This is a genomic window from Bariatricus sp. TF06-38A, assembly GCF_027690675.1.
Taxonomy (GTDB): domain Bacteria; phylum Bacillota; class Clostridia; order Lachnospirales; family Lachnospiraceae; genus Allocoprococcus; species Allocoprococcus comes.
In genome coordinates, this window is record NZ_JAQFCE010000012.1 from 24415 (window position 1) to 44850 (window position 20436).

14 protein-coding genes, 1 tRNA gene and 1 riboswitch are annotated in these 20436 nt (G+C 42.1%); of the genes, 14 read left to right on the forward strand and 1 reads right to left on the reverse strand.

Annotated features, from left to right (window positions below; translation table 11 throughout):
* Nucleotides 1-36 precede the first annotated feature (36 nt).
* The gene (locus tag PG418_RS10410) at nucleotides 37-843 is read right to left on the reverse strand and encodes a hypothetical protein (RefSeq protein WP_498837357.1); all 807 of its coding nucleotides are present in this window, start codon (nucleotides 841-843) and stop codon (nucleotides 37-39) included.
* Nucleotides 844-1030: 187 nt separating this feature from the next.
* Between PG418_RS10410 and PG418_RS10415 the strand changes: the two genes are divergently transcribed.
* The 14 genes from PG418_RS10415 (at nucleotide 1031) to PG418_RS10480 (ending at nucleotide 20120) form a co-directional block, all read left to right on the forward strand.
* Nucleotides 1031-1537, forward strand: coding sequence for a phosphatase PAP2 family protein (locus tag PG418_RS10415; RefSeq protein ID WP_498837358.1), 507 nt, complete (start codon nucleotides 1031-1033; stop codon nucleotides 1535-1537).
* A gap of 450 nt (nucleotides 1538-1987) precedes the next feature.
* Nucleotides 1988-2797: a helix-turn-helix domain-containing protein gene (locus PG418_RS10420; protein WP_498837359.1), complete on the forward strand. Its 810-nt coding sequence runs from the start codon at nucleotides 1988-1990 to the stop codon at nucleotides 2795-2797.
* A gap of 112 nt (nucleotides 2798-2909) precedes the next feature.
* A complete protein-coding gene (ppk1, locus tag PG418_RS10425; protein ID WP_498837360.1) occupies nucleotides 2910-5000 on the forward strand; it encodes a polyphosphate kinase 1 in 2091 nt (696 codons plus the stop codon).
* 105 nt (nucleotides 5001-5105) lie between these two features.
* A tRNA-Ala gene (locus tag PG418_RS10430) sits at nucleotides 5106-5178 on the forward strand.
* Between the two features lie 528 nt (nucleotides 5179-5706).
* Nucleotides 5707-8103: a glycoside hydrolase family 3 C-terminal domain-containing protein gene (locus tag PG418_RS10435; protein ID WP_498837361.1), complete on the forward strand. Its 2397-nt coding sequence runs from the start codon at nucleotides 5707-5709 to the stop codon at nucleotides 8101-8103.
* Between the two features lie 96 nt (nucleotides 8104-8199).
* On the forward strand, nucleotides 8200-8910 hold the full coding sequence (locus PG418_RS10440; protein WP_498837362.1) for a LytR/AlgR family response regulator transcription factor: 711 nt from the start codon (nucleotides 8200-8202) through the stop codon (nucleotides 8908-8910).
* A complete protein-coding gene (locus tag PG418_RS10445; RefSeq protein ID WP_498837363.1) occupies nucleotides 8907-10232 on the forward strand; it encodes an ATP-binding protein in 1326 nt (441 codons plus the stop codon). The genes PG418_RS10440 and PG418_RS10445 overlap by 4 nt, the downstream gene beginning before the upstream one ends.
* A gap of 187 nt (nucleotides 10233-10419) precedes the next feature.
* Entirely contained in the window at nucleotides 10420-13452 is a 3033-nt protein-coding gene (locus PG418_RS10450; RefSeq protein WP_498837364.1) for a glycoside hydrolase family 3 N-terminal domain-containing protein, read from the forward strand.
* 26 nt (nucleotides 13453-13478) lie between these two features.
* On the forward strand, nucleotides 13479-14039 hold the full coding sequence (locus tag PG418_RS10455) for a GtrA family protein (protein WP_498837370.1): 561 nt from the start codon (nucleotides 13479-13481) through the stop codon (nucleotides 14037-14039).
* 251 nt (nucleotides 14040-14290) lie between these two features.
* The gene (locus PG418_RS10460; protein WP_498837365.1) at nucleotides 14291-14920 is read left to right on the forward strand and encodes a flavodoxin family protein; all 630 of its coding nucleotides are present in this window, start codon (nucleotides 14291-14293) and stop codon (nucleotides 14918-14920) included.
* A 127-nt stretch (nucleotides 14921-15047) separates the two neighbouring features.
* Nucleotides 15048-16022 (forward strand): calcium/sodium antiporter, encoded by a 975-nt coding sequence (locus PG418_RS10465; protein ID WP_022220053.1) that lies wholly within the window; start codon nucleotides 15048-15050, stop codon nucleotides 16020-16022.
* A gap of 213 nt (nucleotides 16023-16235) precedes the next feature.
* The gene (locus tag PG418_RS10470) at nucleotides 16236-17426 is read left to right on the forward strand and encodes a MalY/PatB family protein (RefSeq protein ID WP_498837366.1); all 1191 of its coding nucleotides are present in this window, start codon (nucleotides 16236-16238) and stop codon (nucleotides 17424-17426) included.
* Between the two features lie 29 nt (nucleotides 17427-17455).
* Nucleotides 17456-18763, forward strand: a complete 1308-nt coding sequence (locus PG418_RS10475) for a Na+/H+ antiporter NhaC family protein (protein WP_055296528.1) — start codon at nucleotides 17456-17458, stop codon at nucleotides 18761-18763.
* Nucleotides 18764-18782: 19 nt separating this feature from the next.
* Nucleotides 18783-20120, forward strand: a complete 1338-nt coding sequence (locus tag PG418_RS10480) for an MATE family efflux transporter (RefSeq protein WP_022220056.1) — start codon at nucleotides 18783-18785, stop codon at nucleotides 20118-20120.
* Nucleotides 20121-20162: 42 nt separating this feature from the next.
* Nucleotides 20163-20355: riboswitch (cobalamin riboswitch) on the forward strand.
* Nucleotides 20356-20436: the final 81 nt, after the last annotated feature.

Here is a 20436-nt window from a genome sequence, read left to right on the forward strand (position 1 = left end):
AAAATTCACTTACTATATTTCTTCCTGCCACGCTCCTCAAGAAAGAACGCCCATTCTTCCTTGAGGTATTTCGGCATACGGGGCATAGAGGACACCTCCTTTGTGCTGCCTAATTGCCGATTTGCTCCCGAAATGCAGAAACGCCCAAAACCTGACCCCGCTGTATAGTTTCGGGACGATTTTGGGCGTTTTCTTTCTGCTGACAATCGTTGTGCCAATGGCTGCACCGCCGCTGACAAACAGCAAGGCAAGCCACAAAGCAAAATTGCTGGAATCGCCGGTCTGTGGAGATTTGGAATCGTCCTTCAGTTTTGCCGTTACAGTTTCTGCTTTTTTGATTTCCTTTGTACCATCCTTGTCGCTGTAATATTTACCGCAACCGTCGCAGTACCAATACTCGATATTGCCCTCGGTGGTCTTTGTCGCCGCCTTTGCCGGGAAGTGCTTTAAGTTGGTGTGGTTCTTCGGATCAAGCTCACCGTATTCCGCACCGCAGACTTCGCACTTTGCCTTGTCCTTGCAGGTCGCTTTACCGCCGGTGTGGTCGTTTAATATCATAACGCTCTTTTCCGCTTTGAGGGCTTCCGTTACGCCCTCTTTTTCGAAAATCTGCTTTACCAGCCGAGAAAACAATGCTTCTGCCTGCTGATGGACTTTTGTACAGTCGGTGTTGCAAAACCTCTGCCTTGTGCTGTTCGGATAAAACTCTTTGTCGCACTGTTCGCAGATACGCTTCGGGTACTTATGACCGTCATTCGCCGCCCAGCGTTCCGCCTTGGTTTTGGCTCTATGCGCAGCATTGCTCTCACGCTGCCGTCTTTTCTTGCGCTTGGCTTTTTCCACCGCTTCTTGCTCGGCTTATGCAAGCATTGCCTGAAATTCGGGATGGTTGAAGTTACGCCCTGTGTAACCGTCATTTTTCAAAAGATTGTTTGTAAAAAATTTGTAATTCTAAAAATTCATATAAACTGTAATCTATGTTATCCTATATAAAAGTAAAAATACTGATGAAGAAAGCAGGAGGAAATTTATGAACATTGAATTAAGTATTTTGGATTGGCTCCAGACGTTGCATACGCCTTTTCTGGATAAAATCATGGTATTTATCACAAGACTTGGGGATGCAGGAATTATATGGATTGTGTTGAGCATAGTATTGCTTCTGATTCCTAAAACAAGAAAAAGCGGCGCGGTTATGGTGGCTGCTTTAGTAGTAGATGTATTACTTTGCAATATTGTCCTGAAAAATCTTGTAGCACGGACAAGGCCATATGATGTGAATACAGGTGTACACCTTCTGGTAGCAAAGCTTCATGATTATTCTTTTCCGTCCGGACATACGGCAGCTTCGTTTGCTTCGGTAACAGCTTTGTACCTGGCAGGTGAAAAGAAGCTTTGGAAATTTGCGCTTGTGCTGGCATGCCTGATCGCAATATCGAGGTTGTACCTGTATGTACACTATCCGACAGATGTTTTTGGAGGAATTCTGTTCGGTGTGATTTCGGGATATTTGGGATATCGCAAAGTATTGAAATGAAGATGACCAAAGATTGCCGATCGGGAATTATATGCCGAAATTCCTGAAAGTGATCAAAGAAGTAACAGATGATGACTCCTACAAGAATGCATCTTTGGCGAGATTATGAGGAAGTAAGCTTTTCTATAAAAAATCATATCCATTACAAAATGATAAATTTAGATACAAAAAAAGGACCTTGCAAGCCCGCAGGTCCTTTTTTAGTGACGGTTCATTGCTTCGAGATACAGATAATTCGCAGCATAAAATTCGATCACTTCATGCATATAATCTTTGATTTTCTTAATAATTCTTTCTTTCATGATTTGTTTTCTCCTTTCTTTTCTTTATGTGGTCATTATAGCTTGAAAAGCGGAGATATGCTTGCCAAATCTGATGAAAAAGTAGACAAATCTTGCAAAAATGCTATATAATAAAATAAAAAAAGCACTTGTTCAAAGAGGAAAGGCTATGTATTTACATTATAAAAATACGAATCGGAAAATACAGACCGTACAGAAAAGAGCCAGGCATGCAGGACCGCATCTGCACAGCACCTTGGAGATGATCTATGTGACAGAAGGCACTTTAGAGCTTGGGATTGGACAGGAATTGTATCATCTGGAAACAGGGGATCTGGGAATTGTATTTCCGGATGTGATCCATCACTATCAGGTATTTGGAGAGGACGCACATAAGGTGTATTGTGTGAATTTGATTCCGGATAATCTTGGATTTTTCAGTGAGGCACTGCAGAAATATGCACCGGTCTATCCCGTTCTTAAAGGCAGAGAATTAGATGAAGAGGTTGCGTATGCCTTGTGCCGGATGATGCTTACTAATGAAGAAGAATTTCTGATTTCGCAGGCTTATTTACAGATCGTTCTGGCGCGCTGTATTCCGCTTTTGGAATTGGATGAAAAATCCAAAATCGGAAGTGACGATCTGATTTATCAGACGGTGGCATATATATCCGGGCATTTTCGGGAAAATGTGACACTGGATAAGATGGCACAGGAGATCGGAGTCAGCAAGTATGCAGTCTCGAGAGTTTTTTCCGGGATATTTCACAGTAATTTCAATCAGTATCTGAATGATACCAGACTTCGTTATGCCTGTGCGAAGCTGGAAAATACAACGGATTCGATTATTGAGATTTGTCTGGACAGCGGATTTGAAAGTCAGAGGACATTTAACCGGGTATTTAAGGAGCGGTACCGGATGTCACCAAGTGTATATCGGAAAAAGATCAAGGAACAGAGCACGCAGATTTTACATTGATTTTACAAAAATAACACGTGACAATGATAGATGGATCAGAATCGCAGATGTATAATCGGAACTAAACGCTATGGAAAAGAAACTAACAGAAATCACGAGAAGGAGATACCAAATGAAGAAGAAAACAATGAAATCAGAACCATATATGATGAATCGTGAATTGTCGTGGTTAAAATTTAATGAAAGAGTGCTGAATGAAGCAGGAAATCCAAGAGTACCGCTTGCAGAGCGTCTTACCTTTGCATCAATTTACCAGTCTAATCTGGATGAATTCTATATGGTGCGAGTGGGAACCTTGATGGATCAGATGGAATCTTCTGAAGTTGTGCGTGAAAATAAAACAAATATGACCAGCGAAGAGCAGGTAAAAGCAATTATTGAAGCTACGAGAGAGCTGGATATTAAAAAAGCGGTGATTTATGAACAGCTTATGGGAGAATTGGAGCCGCAGGAAATCCGGATTATCAATTTCAACAAGCTTTCAGGAAAAGAAGGGGAATTACTGGAAACTTACTTTGATAATGAAATTGCACCATATCTGTCTGCAAATATCATCAGCAAACAGCAGCCGTTTCCATTCTTACAGAATAAAGAGATCTATGCGGTTGCACTGCTTGCAACGAAGGGTGGAAAGACAAAAACTGCGATCATTCCGTGTAGCAATAATGTATTTAAGCGTCTGATCGACATTCCGACCAGACCGGGAACCTTTATGCTTTCGGAAGAACTGATCCTTCATTTCCTGCCGAAATTATTTAAAAAATATGAAATCAAAGAAAAATCTCTCCTGAGAATTACGAGAAATGCGGATATTGATACAGAAACCATTTATGATGAAGACATGGATTACAGAGATGCTATGGAGAATCTGGTAAAACAGAGAAAGCGTATGAATCCTGTCCGCATGGAATTCTCCAGAAAGATCAATAAAAAGCTGATCGCAGAGATATGTAAATATATCCATATGGATAAAAACCACGTATTTATGTCGAGGGTACCACTTGATTTATCATTTGTATTTGCAATCCAGAATTATCTGAGAATGCAGGGAGCAGAAAAGGAAAAGCTGTTCTATCAGAAGAGAAGTCCGCGAATGACACCGCAGCTGAATGAAAGAGAAAGTCTGATCGCACAGATTGAGCAGAAAGATGTTCTGTTATCTTATCCATTTGAAAATATTAAATCATTTACCAACCTGCTTTACGAAGCAGCAAGGGATGATTCTGTAGTGTCCATCAAGATGACCTTGTACCGTCTGGCAGTTCGAAGCCAGATCGTAGATGCTTTGGTTGAGGCAGCGGAAAATGGCAAAGAAGTTGTGGTACTTGTTGAACTCCGTGCAAGATTTGATGAAGAAAGTAACATTGAATATTCCAGAAAGCTGGAAGAAGCAGGCTGTCGTGTCATTTATGGACTGAGTGGTCTCAAAGTACATTCCAAACTTTGCCTTATAACAAGAAAAACGGAAAAAGGTCTTGAATATATCACACAGATTGGAACGGGTAACTATAATGAAAAGACTTCAACATTATATACAGACCTGTCGCTGATTACTGCAAAGCAGGAAATCGGAAAAGAGGCAGCAGAAGTATTTGCCTGCCTGATGCGAGGTGAGACGATTGAGGAAACACACATCCTGCTTGTTGCGCCGAAATGTCTTCAGAACAAAGTCCTTGATATGATCGATGAAGAAATCTGTCATGCTAAGAATGGGGAAGACGCTTATGTCGGAATCAAGATCAATTCACTGACTGATAAAGTGATTATTGAGAAGCTTGTGGAAGCATCTCAGGCGGGTGTGAAGATTGAAATGATCGTCCGTGGAATCTGCTGTATGATTCCAGGAATCAAAGGATATACAGAAAATATTAAAGTAATCAGCATTGTCGGAAGATTTCTGGAGCATTCCCGCATTTATCGTTTCGGAACGCCGGACAGAGAAAAAGTGTATATTGCATCGGCTGATTATATGACAAGAAATACGCTTCGTCGTGTAGAGGTTGCTGCTCCGGTTCTGGATGACAAGCTGCGTGAAAGACTGGACTGGATGTTTGATACCATGATGAAGGATGACGAAAAAGGAAAAGAGCTGACTGCAGATGGCGATTATGTAGATCGTGATATCAATAATGAAGATAAGTTGGATTCACAGGAATTGTTCTATGAGACGGCATATAAAAATGCGGAAAAGAAGAATGTTTAATTAACGTATTGTTTTATAACGAATACGGATCTGTTATAAAATCAGCAGATACAGTTGACAAAGATGGACGTTTGTGATATTTTAATTAAGTCGCAAACGTCATATGGGGGATTAGCTCAGTTGGGAGAGCGCCTGCCTTGCAAGCAGGAGGTCACGAGTTCGAATCTCGTATTCTCCACTTTAGTGTATAGTGTAGTAGCATTGCTATTGCACTATTTTTGTGTATTTGACAAATTTATATATGTGCTTTATAATACACTTAACAGGAAAGTTGGAAGGTAACCGCAATTTACCCACTCCGGCGAAAATAATCTAGTTTAGAAAGTAGTCGTCAACTCGCCAAAAGTTTAGGACGGCTACTTTTTATATGTATAATTAAGTATTGCAACAATAAGTACCGCAACGGATACGATGAGTTGTAATTCTTCATATGTACTCATTAGCACCACCTCCGACAGGCTCGGAGCGGGTGCAGCACGTCCCCCGACTTCCCGGTTAAATGTATTATGTTGATAAATATTATCATTTTTCAACTGCGCAGTAAAGCAAAATATAAAAAAGTTATAACTGAAAAATGTAATTAAAAATGCAGTTCGTGAAGAATTTTCAACCATTTATGCAAGCAGGCTTTTACAGCCTGCTTTCTGTGTTATGCTATTTTCAGCAGGAAAAGAAACAGAGATAGAATAAATAAGGTGGTTTCAAAATGAAAATGAAGTATGAGAATATCATAAAACAAATGACATTAGCAGAAAAAGCACGGATGATGTCAGGTAAAAATACATGGGAGACGGTAGATTTTGAAAAATATGGAATTCCATCGATGACGATGTCGGACGGACCTCACGGACTGAGAAGACAGGCGGGTGCAGGGGATCATTTAGGACTTAACGCCAGTCTTCCGGCAACCTGTTTTCCGACGGCAGCAGGCGTGGCAAACAGCTGGGATGAAGCACTTGGCGAAGAAATCGGTGAGGCGCTTGCAGAAGAAGCGGTCACTATGGGAGTCAATGTAATTCTTGGCCCTGGACTGAATATCAAGAGAAGTCCGCTGTGCGGAAGAAACTTTGAATATTTTTCAGAAGATCCGTACCACGCAGGGAAAATGGCAGCAGCCTATGTGCGTGGAATCCAGAGCAAGGGAATTGCGGCATGTCCGAAGCATTTTGCAGCGAACAGCCAGGAGCTTCGCCGTATGGCGAATAATTCTGTAGTTGATGAAAGAACATTCCGTGAAATCTATACCACCGGATTTGAGATTGCAGTCAAAGAAGGAAAATCAAAATCGATCATGTCTTCTTATAATGAAGTGAATGGTATTTATGCAAATGAAAACAGCCATATGCTACAGGAAATCCTTGTGGATGAATGGGGATTTGATGGCTTTGTAGTTTCTGACTGGGGTGGAAGCAACGATCATGCGCTGGGTGTAAAGAACGGAAGCCATCTGGAAATGCCGGGAACCGGAAAATCCGGTATGCGTGATATTATCCGTGCAGTGGAGAACGGAGATCTGGAAGAGTCCGTACTGGATCAGAGACTGGATGAGCTGTTAAATGTGATTTTCGTAACCCATCAGGCAACCGAGGATGCAAAAGGAAAGCAGTTTGATGTAGAGGCACATCACAAACTTGCAAGAAAGGCTGCGGAAGAAAGCATTGTTCTCCTGAAAAATGAGGATCAGATCCTGCCGTTAAAACCAGGAACAAAGGTAGCAGTGATCGGTGATTTTGCAAAGACACCAAGATATCAGGGAGCAGGATCTTCCCTTGTAAATCCGACCATACAGCCAGAGGCGATTCTGGATGTGATCGGTGATAGCGGACTGGATATGGTTGCATATGAACAGGGATATGTCCGCAACAGAAAGCCAAATAAGCAGCTGATGAAATCGGCAATCGAAGCGGCAAGAAAAGCAGATGTGGTTCTTTTCTTCGGCGGTCTGGATGAGATCAGTGAGTCGGAAGGACTGGACCGTACCCATATGGATATGCCGTATGCACAGGATACCCTTCTGGACGAGCTGACAACGGTTAATTCCAATGTGATCGTTGTGCTTTCCGCAGGTTCTGCAGTTGAGATGCCTTGGTATTCTTATGTAAAAGGAATCGTGCACGGATATCTTGGTGGACAGGCAGGCGCTTCCGCAATGATGAATGTACTGACCGGCAAGGTAAATCCATCCGGAAAGCTGAATGAGACATATCCACTTTATTATAAAGACACACCGGCGTATGCTTATTACCCAAGCAAAGAACGCAGCAGTGAGTACAGAGAATCCCTTTATGTCGGATATCGTTACTACACAACGGTTGGAAAAATGACACGTTTCCCATTTGGATTTGGACTTAGCTATACTACATTTGAGTATAGCAATTTGAAGGTCTATTCTGATGGTGTGAAATTTACTGTTAAAAATACAGGAAATGTGGCAGGAACTGAGATTGCACAGCTTTATGTCGGTAAAAAATCCGATACTGTTTTTCGTCCGGTTCGTGAACTGAAGGGATTCCAGAGAGTATATATGGAACCGGGAGAGGAAAAAGAGGTCTGGATTTTATTCGATGATAAGAGCTTCCGGTTTTATGATACCAGAACAGACAGCTGGGAAACCGAATCCGGAATGTATCAGATCATGATCGGTGAAAATGCAGAACATATGCTTCTGGAAGGCACTTTAGAAGTAGAGGGAACCGTAGAAAACGGAGCCTATAAAAAAGAAGAAATGCCGGAATATTTCAGCGGACAGATCAAAGAAATTTCAGATGAAGAATTTACCCGCCTTTACGGAAGGGAGATCCCGGATGGAAGCTGGAGCGGTGAGATCCAGATGAATGATGCCGTGTGTCAGCTGTATTACGGAAAAGGAATTTTTGGAAAGCTTTTCTATGGTGTACTGAGAGTCCTTTTGAAGATCAGCGAATGGCAAGGCAAACCGAATTTAAATGTACTGTTTAATTACAATATGCCGATCCGTGGATATGCAAAGATGACCGGCGGATTTGTGACGATGGAAATGGCAGAGGCGCTGACCGAAATGGCGAACGGACACCGGATCAAAGGAACGGGACATCTGATCCGGGCTGCAATAAAGAGAGACTAAAAGAAAAAAGTAGAAATAAGCAGGGACTTGTACTAAAATAATTTTAAGTGCAAGTCCCCCTTTGGCGTGTACGATGAGAAAGGAGCAGGGAAACCAATGATAAAGATTGCGATCGTAGAAGACGAAGTGCTGTATGCGCAGCAGCTGCAGGAGTTTCTGCATCAGTATGAAAAAGAAAACGGAGAATTATTTGATATCACGGTTTATACCGACGGAGACCAGATCGTACACAAATATCAGTCACAGTACGATCTGATCCTGATGGATGTGGAAATGAAATTCATGGATGGTATGTCTGCGGCAGAAGAAATCCGCAAGATGGATACCGAGGTTGTCATTATTTTTATCACGAACATGGCACAGTATGCGATCCGTGGATATGCAGTGGATGCCCTGGATTACGTGTTGAAGCCGGTTTCCTATTTTGCCTTTTCCCAGCGACTGAACCGGGCAATCGGACGTATGAAAAAGAGAGAACAGAAAGTGATCATGGTGAATATCAAAGGCGGTGCGGTGCGCGTCAACGTCGCCAATATTTATTATATCGAAAGTCAGGGACATACCCTGATCCTGCATACGATCCTGGGAGATTATGAGACCAGCGGAACGATGAAGGAAATGGAAGAAAAGCTGAAGGGGATGAATTTTTGCCGTGGAAATAAAGGCTATCTGATCAACCTGCAGCATGTGGACGGAATCCAGGATGGATGTGCGACTGTAAAGGGAGAACAGCTGGTACTGAGCCGTGCCCGTAAAAAGGAATTTATGGAAGAACTGACAAAATACTGGGGAGAGGTTGTAAAATGATGGATACAATAATGCCGGATATCCCACGGTTTTATACGGCACTTGCGGAGTGGCTGGCATGTATGATCTTCATCCTGCCATTGAAAAAAAGAATAGATAAGCGAAAGATGGTGTTACTGATGGCAGGGGCACTGGTGGTTCAGAGTGTGTTCCTTGTTGTGACAGGGAATCTGATGATTTATTTCTGGATTCCGTGTATGGTCATTGCGGTAATTTTGATGATCGGATTTATTTATGGATGCTGTGATGTTGGCAGTACAGATGCAATTTACTTTGGGATGATCGCGTTTGTAGTGGCGGAGTTCTTGGCATCAATCGAATGGCAGGTCGTGTGTTTTATCTGGAAGGGACAGATGCCGGCACTTTGGATCCGGGCATTACTGTTGATTGGAATTTATGGATGCATTGCATTTGTTTTGCTGAAAATCATGCAGACACATCTGCCGAAAGACGGGAAAATGAATATCAGTCCGAAAGAATTATTTTCTGCACAGCTGATTGCTATTGCGGTATTTGCAGTGAGTAATTTGAGTTTTCTGACAAGTAATACACCATTTTCCGGAACGTATTCTTTTGAAATCGGAAATATCCGAACTTTAGTCGATATCGGAGGAATTGCGATTCTGTATGCGCATCTGATCCAGTGTGGGGAACTGCGTGTGAAAAAGGAGTTGGAAGCAGTGCAGAATGTCCTTCAGAACCAGTATGTGCAGTATAAGCAGTCCAGGGAGAGTATTGATCTGATCAATTACAAATATCATGATCTGAAACACCAGATCGCAGTGCTCAGAAGTGAGGAAGACCCGAAGAAGAGAGAAGAATTCCTGAACCGGATGGAGGAGGAAATCCGCCAGTATGAAGCGCAGAATAAGACGGGAAATAAAGTTCTGGATACGGTACTTACAACGAAAAGCCTGTACTGTAACAAGCATGGAATCACATTTACCTGCGTGGCAGACGGAACACTTCTGGATTTTATGGATGTCATGGACATCTGCAGCATTTTCGGGAATGCACTTGACAATGCGATCGAGTGCGAAATGAAGATCCCGGAAAAGGAGAAACGCCTGATTCATGTGACGGTATCAAGGCAGAAAAGTTTTCTGATTCTCCGGTTTGAGAATTATTATGAAGAGGAATTGCAGTATAAAGAAGGTTCGCTGATCACAACCAAAAAAGAAAAATCATCTCATGGATATGGACTGAAGAGTATTAAGTATACGGTCAATAAATATGAAGGTGCGGTCAGTATTGATACGAAGGATCATTGGTTTGACCTGAAAATTCTGATTCCGATGAAAGAAAATAAAAAAGAGAATTAAAAAAGATTTTGTAAAAAAGCGTCATGGTTATGTGAAAATGCATAAAAACATGGCGCTTATTTTATGGAAAAGTTATAGCACAGAAACCGTTTGTGCGGAAAAAGTGCAGATTATGCAGATTTTTACCAGGGGAGAAATGATGTGATAGGATAGGAACATAAGATAAATAAAACGGAGGAAAGAGGTTATGAAAACGAAAGAAGAAAGAAAACAGCGAAAAGCGGAAAGAAAAAGAAAACCGCATTTTGTGAGACATTCTTTTGGAATGGTATTTGGAGTGATTTTCCTGGGAGCAGCTATTGTAATTCCACAGATTACAACGCCTTTTAATGGAATGCTCCAGGGATTTATGGGTGATATGGATATTGATATTACAGAAAAAAAGACGCAGGATATCTTAAATCAAGGGAAAGATTTGTCTATGGATATCGAACGGGAAGGAGCAGTACTTCTGAAAAATGAAAATGAAACATTGCCATTAGCGAAAGATGTAAACAAGGTCAATGTATTTGGCTGGGCTTCTACACAGTGGCTTGGAGGTGGCTCTGGATCTGGCCAGATTATAAGTACTGATGAAACAATTCTTACAGCGCTTAAAAATTATGGAATTGAATATAATGAAGAACTGGAAAAAATGTATCAGGATTTCTGTGGTGAAAGAGAGTACAAAAATGCACTGTCAAGCTGGCCGAAAGATTTCAGCCGTCTATATGAGCCGGATATCAATGATGGAGAATCCTATACAGAAGAATTATTGCAAAATGCAAAGGATTATTCAGATACAGCAATTGTTGTAATTGGTCGCCCGACTGGTGAGACTAATGATAATCCGCAGAAGCAGTATAAGATCAATAAAAAGGATGGAGAAGTTGTTGTAGACGATACCAGAACTTTTTTGGATTTATCAACGGAAGAAGAAGCATTACTTACTTATGCAGGAGCGAATTTTGAACATGTGATTGTTGTGTTAAATACCGGAAATGTAATGACGCTTGGACAGATTGAAACGATTGATGGAATTGATGCATGCCTGCTCGCCGGATATACAGGACAGTATGCAGCGAGTGTACTGCCGGAAATCCTGTGGGGAGATGTAAACCCGAGTGGACATACGGCGGATACATGGGCTTATGATTTTAATACAGCAGCCAGTTATGCAAATGCTGGGGAAAATGGTGTAGGAAGTTATTCTAATGGAAAAGGACTTTATCCGTATAATGGAACCAGTAATGGCAACCTTGGAGAAGAATTTCAGTATGATCAGGTATCCTATGTAGATTATGCAGAAGGAATTTATGTTGGATACAAATGGTATGAAACTGCAGATGCAGAAGGCTATTGGAACCAAGTAGAGAATGATCATGGAAAAGGATACGAAGGGGTTGTACAGTATCCGTTTGGATATGGTCTTTCTTATACAACTTTTGACTGGGAGCTGAAAGATCACAGCGTAGAGATAGCTAAAGATGGATCAGTATCGGCTACAGTAAAAGTGACAAATACAGGAGATAAAGTAGGAAAAGATGTTGTAGAATTCTATTATACAGCTCCATATGAGAAGGGCGGAATCGAAAAAAGCGCGGTAGAGCTTGGTGATTATGCAAAAACAAAATTACTTGGACCGGGAGAATCAGAAGAAGTTGTTGTAACTGTATCAGCAGAGGATATGGCAAATTATGATGCTTATGATAATAATAAGAATGGTTTTGCGGGGTATGAGCTGGATGAGGGTACCTATACTTTTTCTATCAGAACAGATTCCCATACTGTAAAAAATCAGTTTAATATTGATCTTAAGGATAACATTCAATATCAGGAAGACGGAACAACCGGAAATACGGTATTGAATAAATTTACCGGTGCAGACGCAGTAGACGGAGTCAGTCTGGATGGCTCGGAAAGTGAATCAGGAATTATATATTTAACACGTTCGGATTTTGCAGGAACATATCCAAAAGAAAATATCAAAACAAGGGAAATGGCAGAAAATGTCAAAAAACTGAATCTGTATACCGATGAGATGGCAAATGACTGGATCGATGAAAATGATGAGCCGATCACAACAGGTGCAAAGAATAATCTGAAGGTAGAAGAAAACGGTAAGCTTACAGAACTTGGAATAGAACTTGGATCTGATTATGATGATCCAAAGTGGGAAGATGTATTGGATCAGTTGACAATCAAAGAAATGCAGACAGCTGTAAATTATGCATATGTAAATACAGGGGCATTTGAAAGTGTTGGAAAGCCAATTGCGTTGGATTTTGACGGACCGAACCAGGTTGGATCGTTTACACAGGGAATGAATGCATCAGGAACTGGTTTCGCAAATGCAACAGTACTGGCACAGACATGGAATAAAGATCTGGCATTTAATCAGGGCTTACAGATGGGACAGGAAGGAGCAGCCTTTGGATATGATGGTTTATATGGTCCATCCGTTAATATCCATCGTTCTCCACTTAATGGTAGAAACTATGAATATTTTTCAGAGGATTCAATACTTTCTGGCTTGATGTCCGGAAATGAAGTAAAAGGTGTTATGAGTGCAGGTATGTATGTGTATATAAAACACTTTATCTGTAATGATGGAGAGTCCGGAATTTACCGTGATTCTGTATATCTGTGGATGCCAGAGCAGGCATTACGTGAGGTTTATCTGAAGCCATTCAGAATCCTGGTTGAAGATTATGGCGCAACCGGACTTATGACTTCTTATAATCGTATCGGAGCTGTATGGGCTGGCGGAAGTGAAGCACTTTTGACTGGAATTCTTCGTGATGAATGGGGATTCAAAGGAACGGTTGTCACAGATTTTTCTGACCATGCAGAATATATGAACGGTGGACAGATGCTTCGTGCAGGTGGAGATATCTGGATGAATATGATGAGTCCGATCAATGGAGAAACAGAGTCGGCTTCTTATCAGAAAGCACTTCGTGAAACGGCAAAACATATTATCTATACTTATTTGAATGCTCGTGTGACAAACATGAATTATGCAGAAAAAACAGGAAATACGGATATATTAAGACCGACGATTACAAAGCAGACGAATCTGGTTCAGAAGATCGTAAAGGTACTTTATGTTCTGGCTGCTGTTTTAATTCTCTGGATGGCTTATGCTCTTTGGAAAGATGTGAAAAAGAGAAAAATTTTAAAAGCAGAAGGCTATTATGAAAAGAAGAAACAGGAAAAGCTTGCGAAAAAGAAAAAATAAGAATGTATGAAAGAGGACTGCATATGATAGACAGTATTAAAATTTCATGGCAGCACTTCGCAGACAAGCATCCCGGAGCCTCCAAATGGATCCGGGAGGGCGGTCTGTTCGTGATCGTCAGCAACCTGATCACAGTGCTCAAATATTTACTCTTGTTGTTCCTGCCGTTGGCATTTGCAGGACTTCCAAAAGTAGATTTCGGATTTCCGGGAATTGACATTACTTTATTCGGTGAGACTTTCAAGTGGAACATCATCGGATATGACGCCGCACATGGCGGACTTCCTTATTTTTGTGCGTACATGATCGCGATGGTAGTCGGAGAGTGTATTAACTTTCCGATCCAGCGAAATTTTGTATTCCGCAGTAAAGGAAAAGTATGGTATCAGGCATTCTGGTATCTGATCGCATTCTGTATTGTTACCTGTATCGTAAACTCGATCAACTGTATCTGGGTTGCGGTAGCCGGGATGTTTGTGCCGGGATGGTTATACAATATTGGAACGACAGTGTTGAATGGAGGGGTATCGATGGTGGTATTCTTCTTCGTAAATAAGATTATTTTCCCGGAAGGGGAAGGAAAGTAAACGTTGTCAGGATTGACGGCGAATAAGAAAATAAAACGGGACAAATCCGTTGCGCAGGGCATTCCGAGAAGCCTCTGAGAGTGAAAATTGTGTCAGCAAAGGCTTCCACAATTTCTGAGTCTTCTCTCCATTGCACAACAATTGGATTTGTCCCGTTTTATTTTCTTATTCGCCTGACAACATTTTCTGCAAAACCAAAAAAAAGTGATAGAATAGAAGTAGTAAATTGTCAGAAAAGGAGAATCATTATCATGAAAGAAAATTTAAAAGTACTTATGATCAACGGAAGCCCGAAAGCAAACGGAAACACAGCCATTGCATTAAAAGAGATGGAGAATATTTTCAAAGAAAACGGAGTAGAAGTTGAGACAGTTGTTATCGGTAACAAAGCAGTTCGTGGCTGTATCGCCTGTGGTTCCTGCTATGAAAAAGGCAAATGTGTCTTTGACGATGTGGTCAATGAACTAGCTCCGAAGTTTGAAGAAGCAGATGGTCTTGTAATCGCAAGTCCGGTGTACTATGCGTCTGCAAATGCAACTCTGATCGCCTGTCTTGACAGACTGTTCTACAGCAGTCATTTTGATAAAACGATGAAAGTGGGAGCAAGCGTTGCCTGTGCAAGACGTGGCGGATGTTCTGCGACATTTGATGAGCTGAACAAATATTTTACCATTTCCGGAATGCCGGTTGCATCCAGCCAGTACTGGAACAGCATCCATGGGGCAGCACCGGGAGAGGCCGAAAAGGATGAGGAAGGAAGGCAGACGATGCGTACACTTGCAAGAAATATGACTTTCCTTATGAAGAGTATTGCACTTGGAAAAGAGCAGTTTGGACTTCCGGAAAAAGAAGCAAAGATTCCGACAAATTTTATTCGGTAGAACAAGTAAAAGGCAGGTATTTGTGAAATATCACGAATCCCTGCCTTTAGAGTTGACAGCCAAATTTTCTTGTTTTATAGTGGAAGTTGCAATTTGGTAGGAAGTATTTAAAAGAGAGGTTTTGGTCATGGCACTTATAAAATCAATCATTATTTTAATTATAGGGTTTGCTCTATTGATGAAAGGAGCAGATTATTTTGTAGAAGGAAGTTCTTCTGTTGCGAAGCAGCTTCATGTTCCATCGATGATCATCGGTATGACCATCGTTGCAATGGGAACCAGCCTTCCGGAATGTGCGGTCAGTGTAACGGCATCCCTGACAGGGAATAACTCACTTGCGGTAAGTAATGTTGTCGGATCGAATATTTTCAACTTGATGGTTGTTTGTGGAGCCTGTGCGTTATTTGCACCTCTTACGATAAAAAAAGATACATTGAAAAAAGAGTTTCCATTATCAATTATCTGTGCGGCCTTGCTGATGGTGCTTGGATATGTCGGGATGCTTTTAGGACATTTAGATGGCGGTGTATTTCTCCTTATTTTTGCAGCTTATCTGATTTGGATGATTGGTTCTGCCAAGAAAGCAAGAGCAGCACACAAGGAAAGTCAGATGATGCTCGAAGAGGGAGAATTAGTAGACGAAGAAATTCAGATCCTGCCACTTTGGAAATGTGCGTTATTTATTGTTGGCGGCATGATCGCAATCAAGTTTGGCGGTGATTTTGTTGTAGACAGTGCTTCAGCACTTGCAAGCGCATTCGGACTCAGTCAGACACTTATCGGACTTACCATCGTTGCGATGGGAACCAGTCTTCCGGAGCTTGTAACATCGATTGTTGCGGCAAGAAAGAATGAAGTGGATATGGCACTCGGAAATGTGATCGGTTCTAATATTTTCAATATCCTGTTGGTACTTGGAGTTGCAGCTGCCATCAGTCCAGTGAAATTTCTTACCGATAATATCATTGATACGGTTGTACTGATTGCGATGAGTCTTGTTGTTCTGGTGTTTGCATGGACTTCAAAAATGATCGACCGAAGAGAAGGCGCTACGATGCTTGGAATGTATGCAGTGTATATGGCATATATTTGCATACGATAAAATAAAAGAATCATAAGGAAAAATGGCTGTGGATGAAACCTGCCCCAAAAGTTAGACCTAAATTCTAACGATTGGAAGTCGGTTCAATCCACAGCTATTTTTATTGGGTCAGTGTACATTCTATTTTATACTTCCATAGAAAAAACATTGACATGTCTAACAAAAAGAGGTATAAAAAACGAGAGAATTTTGCGAAAAGGAGGAAGGCATAAGATGGGAAAATACAATTTTGATGAAGTAATTGACAGACATGGAACGGATTGTTTGAAATATGATTTTGGAATGAAACGAAAGGGAAGAGATGATCTGCTTCCGCTCTGGGTGGCAGACATGGATTTCCGTCTGCCGGATGAGATTTTGGATGAATTTCACAAGAGGATCGATCATGGAATCTTTGGTTATACCGATCCACTGGATGAATATTTTGCAGCGATGAACCACTGGTTCTCAACCCGCTATGGTTATACAATCGAGCCGGACTGGGTAACACTTGGAGCCGGAATCGTCTATGCACTCGGAACAAGCGTAAGAGCATTTACCGAAAAGGGAGATGCCATGATGGTTATGCAGCCGGTTTACTATCCATTCAGTGAAGTAATAAAGAATGACGGAAGAAGACTGGTGAACTGCCAGCTTCGCTATGAGAATAATCATTATTCAATTGATTTTGAAAAGATGGAAAAAATGATTCAGGAGGAAGGCGTAAAAGCGCTGATCTTCTGTAATCCGCACAATCCGGTCGGCAGGGTCTGGACAAGAGAAGAACTGGAAAGAGTTGCAGAAATCTGTCTGAAATACAACGTGACCTGGATGGTGGACGAGATGCACTGTGATTTCATTTTCCCGGGACATACGTTCACAAGCTGCATGAATCTGGACGAAAAGTACCGTCAGATCCTTGCGCTTTACAGCTCCCCTGGAAAGACATTCAATGTAGCAGGATTTCAGCCGGCAAATATCATCATTCCAAATGAAGAGCTGCGGAAAAAATACCAGTGGGCGAATACACAGGCAGCTTACAGCCAGGGAAGTCTGATGGGACAGCTTGCAGTCAAGGTATGTTACACCAAAGGTGCTGAGTGGGTAGATGAACTGGTGCAGTATATTTATGAAAATGTAAAATATATGAGCAAGTTCGTGAAAGAGAATTTCCCGAAAGCGAAGATGGTAGAGCCGGAAGGAACCTATCTGGTATGGGTTGATTTTTCCGGATATGGACTTAGCAATGAAGAGCTGGAGCACCTGATGCTGGAGGAGGCAAAATTGTGGCTGGATTCCGGAATCATCTTCGGACCGGAGACCGCTCAGTTCGAGAGATTCAATGTTGCCTGCCCGCGTGTGACTCTGGAACAGGCACTGACACAGCTTAAAGATGCACTGGATAAGCATCTGGCAGCAAAATAATATAAAAAGAGGATTGAGAGGGGAAAAAGATGGACAGACAAAAGAAAAATATGGGGGCAGTGGCATTTCTTCCACTGATCGTATTTCTGGTATGTTATGTAGGGTGCGGGATTACATTTACCCTGCTTGGAGCAGACGAACCGTTCGGAAAGTTCCCGCGTCACGTCGCGCTTCTTGCAGGGTGTGCGGTAGCACTTCTCCTTAACCGTGGCATTGGTGTACAGGATAAGCTGAATATTATGACAACGAGCATGGGAAATTCAGGAGTTATGATGATCGTTCTGATCTACCTGATGGCTGGTGGATTCCAGGGAGCAGCAGCGGCAATGGGCGGAAAAGATTCGGTTGTGAATCTCTGTCTGCATTTTATTCCGGTGAAACTTTTGGTTCCGGGTGTATTTTTGATGTGCTGCTTTATTTCTACATCGATCGGAACATCCATGGGAACGATTGCAGCGATGGCTCCGATTGCGATCAATGTGGCACAGGGAGCGCATTTAAATGTTGCGGTAGTCGGTGCGGCAGTGATCGGGGGATCTTATTTTGGAGATAACCTTTCCATGATTTCAGATACAACCATTTCTGCAGCAGAAGGATGTGGTTCTGAGATGAAAGACAAATTTAAAATGAACTTTTTCATTGCTCTTCCGGCGGCAATTGTGGCAATGATCCTGTACTCGATTTTTGGCGGAGTCGGAAGCGGAGCAATCGAAGCAGGAAGCTATAGTATCATCGAAGTCCTTCCTTATTTTATTGTTCTAATTGCGGCACTTATGGGAGTTAATGTTGCAGTAGTCCTTTTTGTAGGAATACTTGCATCCGGTATCATTGGACTTTGTGTTGGAAGTTGTGGATTTTTTGAATGGATCCAGGCAATTGGAAGTGGTATGAGTGATATGTTCAGCATCAGTATCGTTGCCATTCTTGTATCCGGTATCATCGGTCTTGTACGTGAATATGGCGGTGTTGAATGGCTGGTGGGCGCGATCAGCAGCAAGATCAAGAGCAGACGTGGTGCGGAATATGGAATCGGACTGATGTCAGGTATCCTTTCCGCAGCTATGGTAAATAATACGATCGCAATCATTGTTACCTGTCCGATCGCAAAAGAAATCGGGGAAAAATATAAGATCGCACCGAAGAGACTTGCCAGTCTGGTGGATATCTTTGCCTGCGCATTTATTGCACTGATGCCACATGATGGTGGTATGCTGATGATTACGGCACTTGCTGATGTATCACCGCTTAATGTACTGAAATATTCGTTCTATATGTTTGGACTGATCATTGCGACCTGCGTTACGATACAGTTCGGATTGATGGACAAGAAAAATTAGACAGGATGAAATTTAAAATATGAAAGATCTAACAAAAGGAAAACCATCCACACTGATACTGGCTTTTGCGCTGCCGATCTTTTTCGCAAATCTTCTGCAGCTTACATACAGTCTTGTGGATACCAGAATTGTCGGAACTTTCCTGGGAGAGGATGCGCTGGCGGCTGTCGGCGCGACCACAACCTTAAGTAATCTGATCATTGGATTCTTGCAGGGACTTTCGGGGGGATTCGCGATTATTATTGCACAGAAATTCGGTGCAAAGGATTATAAAAATGTGAAGAAATCATTCGCAATGTCGCTGACCATGGGTACAGGAATTGCAATATTTTTTACGGTGTTCGGATTGTTATTTTTACAGCCGATCTTAAATATACTGAATGTTCCGTCAGATCTGATGGCAACGGCAAAAAGCTATATTTTCGTGATCATTGCAGGGCTTGTGGCGACATTTCTCTATGATGCCTGCGCGGCTGCACTCCGGTCACTCGGAGATACCGTGACGCCACTTGTGATCCTGGCAATCTCAGTTGCACTGAATATTGTTGGGGATCTGCTTTTTGTCGTAGTGCTGAAAAGCGGAGTGCGGGGAGCTGCGATCGCAACGGTACTGGCACAGGCAATCGCGTTTGTTGTGTGCTGGATTTATATGGTAAAGAGATATGAACTGTTAAGACTTAGCCGGGAAGATTTCAAAGATCCGAATCCGGTTATGGTGAAAAATATGCTGGGTGCGGGAATGTCCATGGGATTCATGAGCTCTCTGATCAATATCGGTTCCCTGACGCTTCAGACAGCGATCAATAAACTTGGGAATGATTATATCGTAGCACAGACAGCAGCCCGGAAGCTGACTGAAATGTTCATGATTATGTTTACAGTATTTGGAAATACGATGGCGACCTACTGTGGACAGAACCTTGGAGCAGGAAAGATCGACCGGATCAAAAAAGGGATCTGGCTTGCGATTTTCTATACTTGTATCTGGTGTACACTTGTGATCGTGGCAAGCTACACGATTGGAGATAAACTGGTCTATCTGGTAACAGGTACACATAATGAAAATGTGATCTTAAATGCGACCAGATATCTGAAATTTGATACATTGTTTTATTATGTAACAGCAGTAATCTGCATTGTGCGAAATGCCATGCAGGGACTGGATGACCATATTACACCGATCGTATCAAGTACACTTGAGATGCTTGGAAAAATTGTGATCGCATTTACACTGGTTCCACATCTTGGATACACGGGGGTTATCATTGCGGAGCCGATTGTGTGGTTTGTTATGGTGATTCCGCTGATCGTGCAGATTTTCCGGATGCCGGTGCTGAAGCAGACAAGCCTTTCTTGACACTATTCATACGCCTGTGCTAGAATAGGCTTGTTTAGAAAAATAAATACAGATGCGTAAGGTGTCAATCAGACGGAATGTCTGGATTGGTGAAAAGGGAAACAGGTGCAAGTCCTGTATGAACTCGTCACCGTAATTTGCAAGCTTAGGCTGTCATACCACTGGGAGACCGGGAAGGAAAGCCACAAGCGTCTGAGCAATCAGTCGGGAGACCTGCCTTTCGCAGTACAGGAACGGAAAGTTCATGCCACGAGTAACTGGCAGTACGAAAGATAGAAACTTCAGACTGATTTTGCGAGGGCAAAATGTCAGTTTC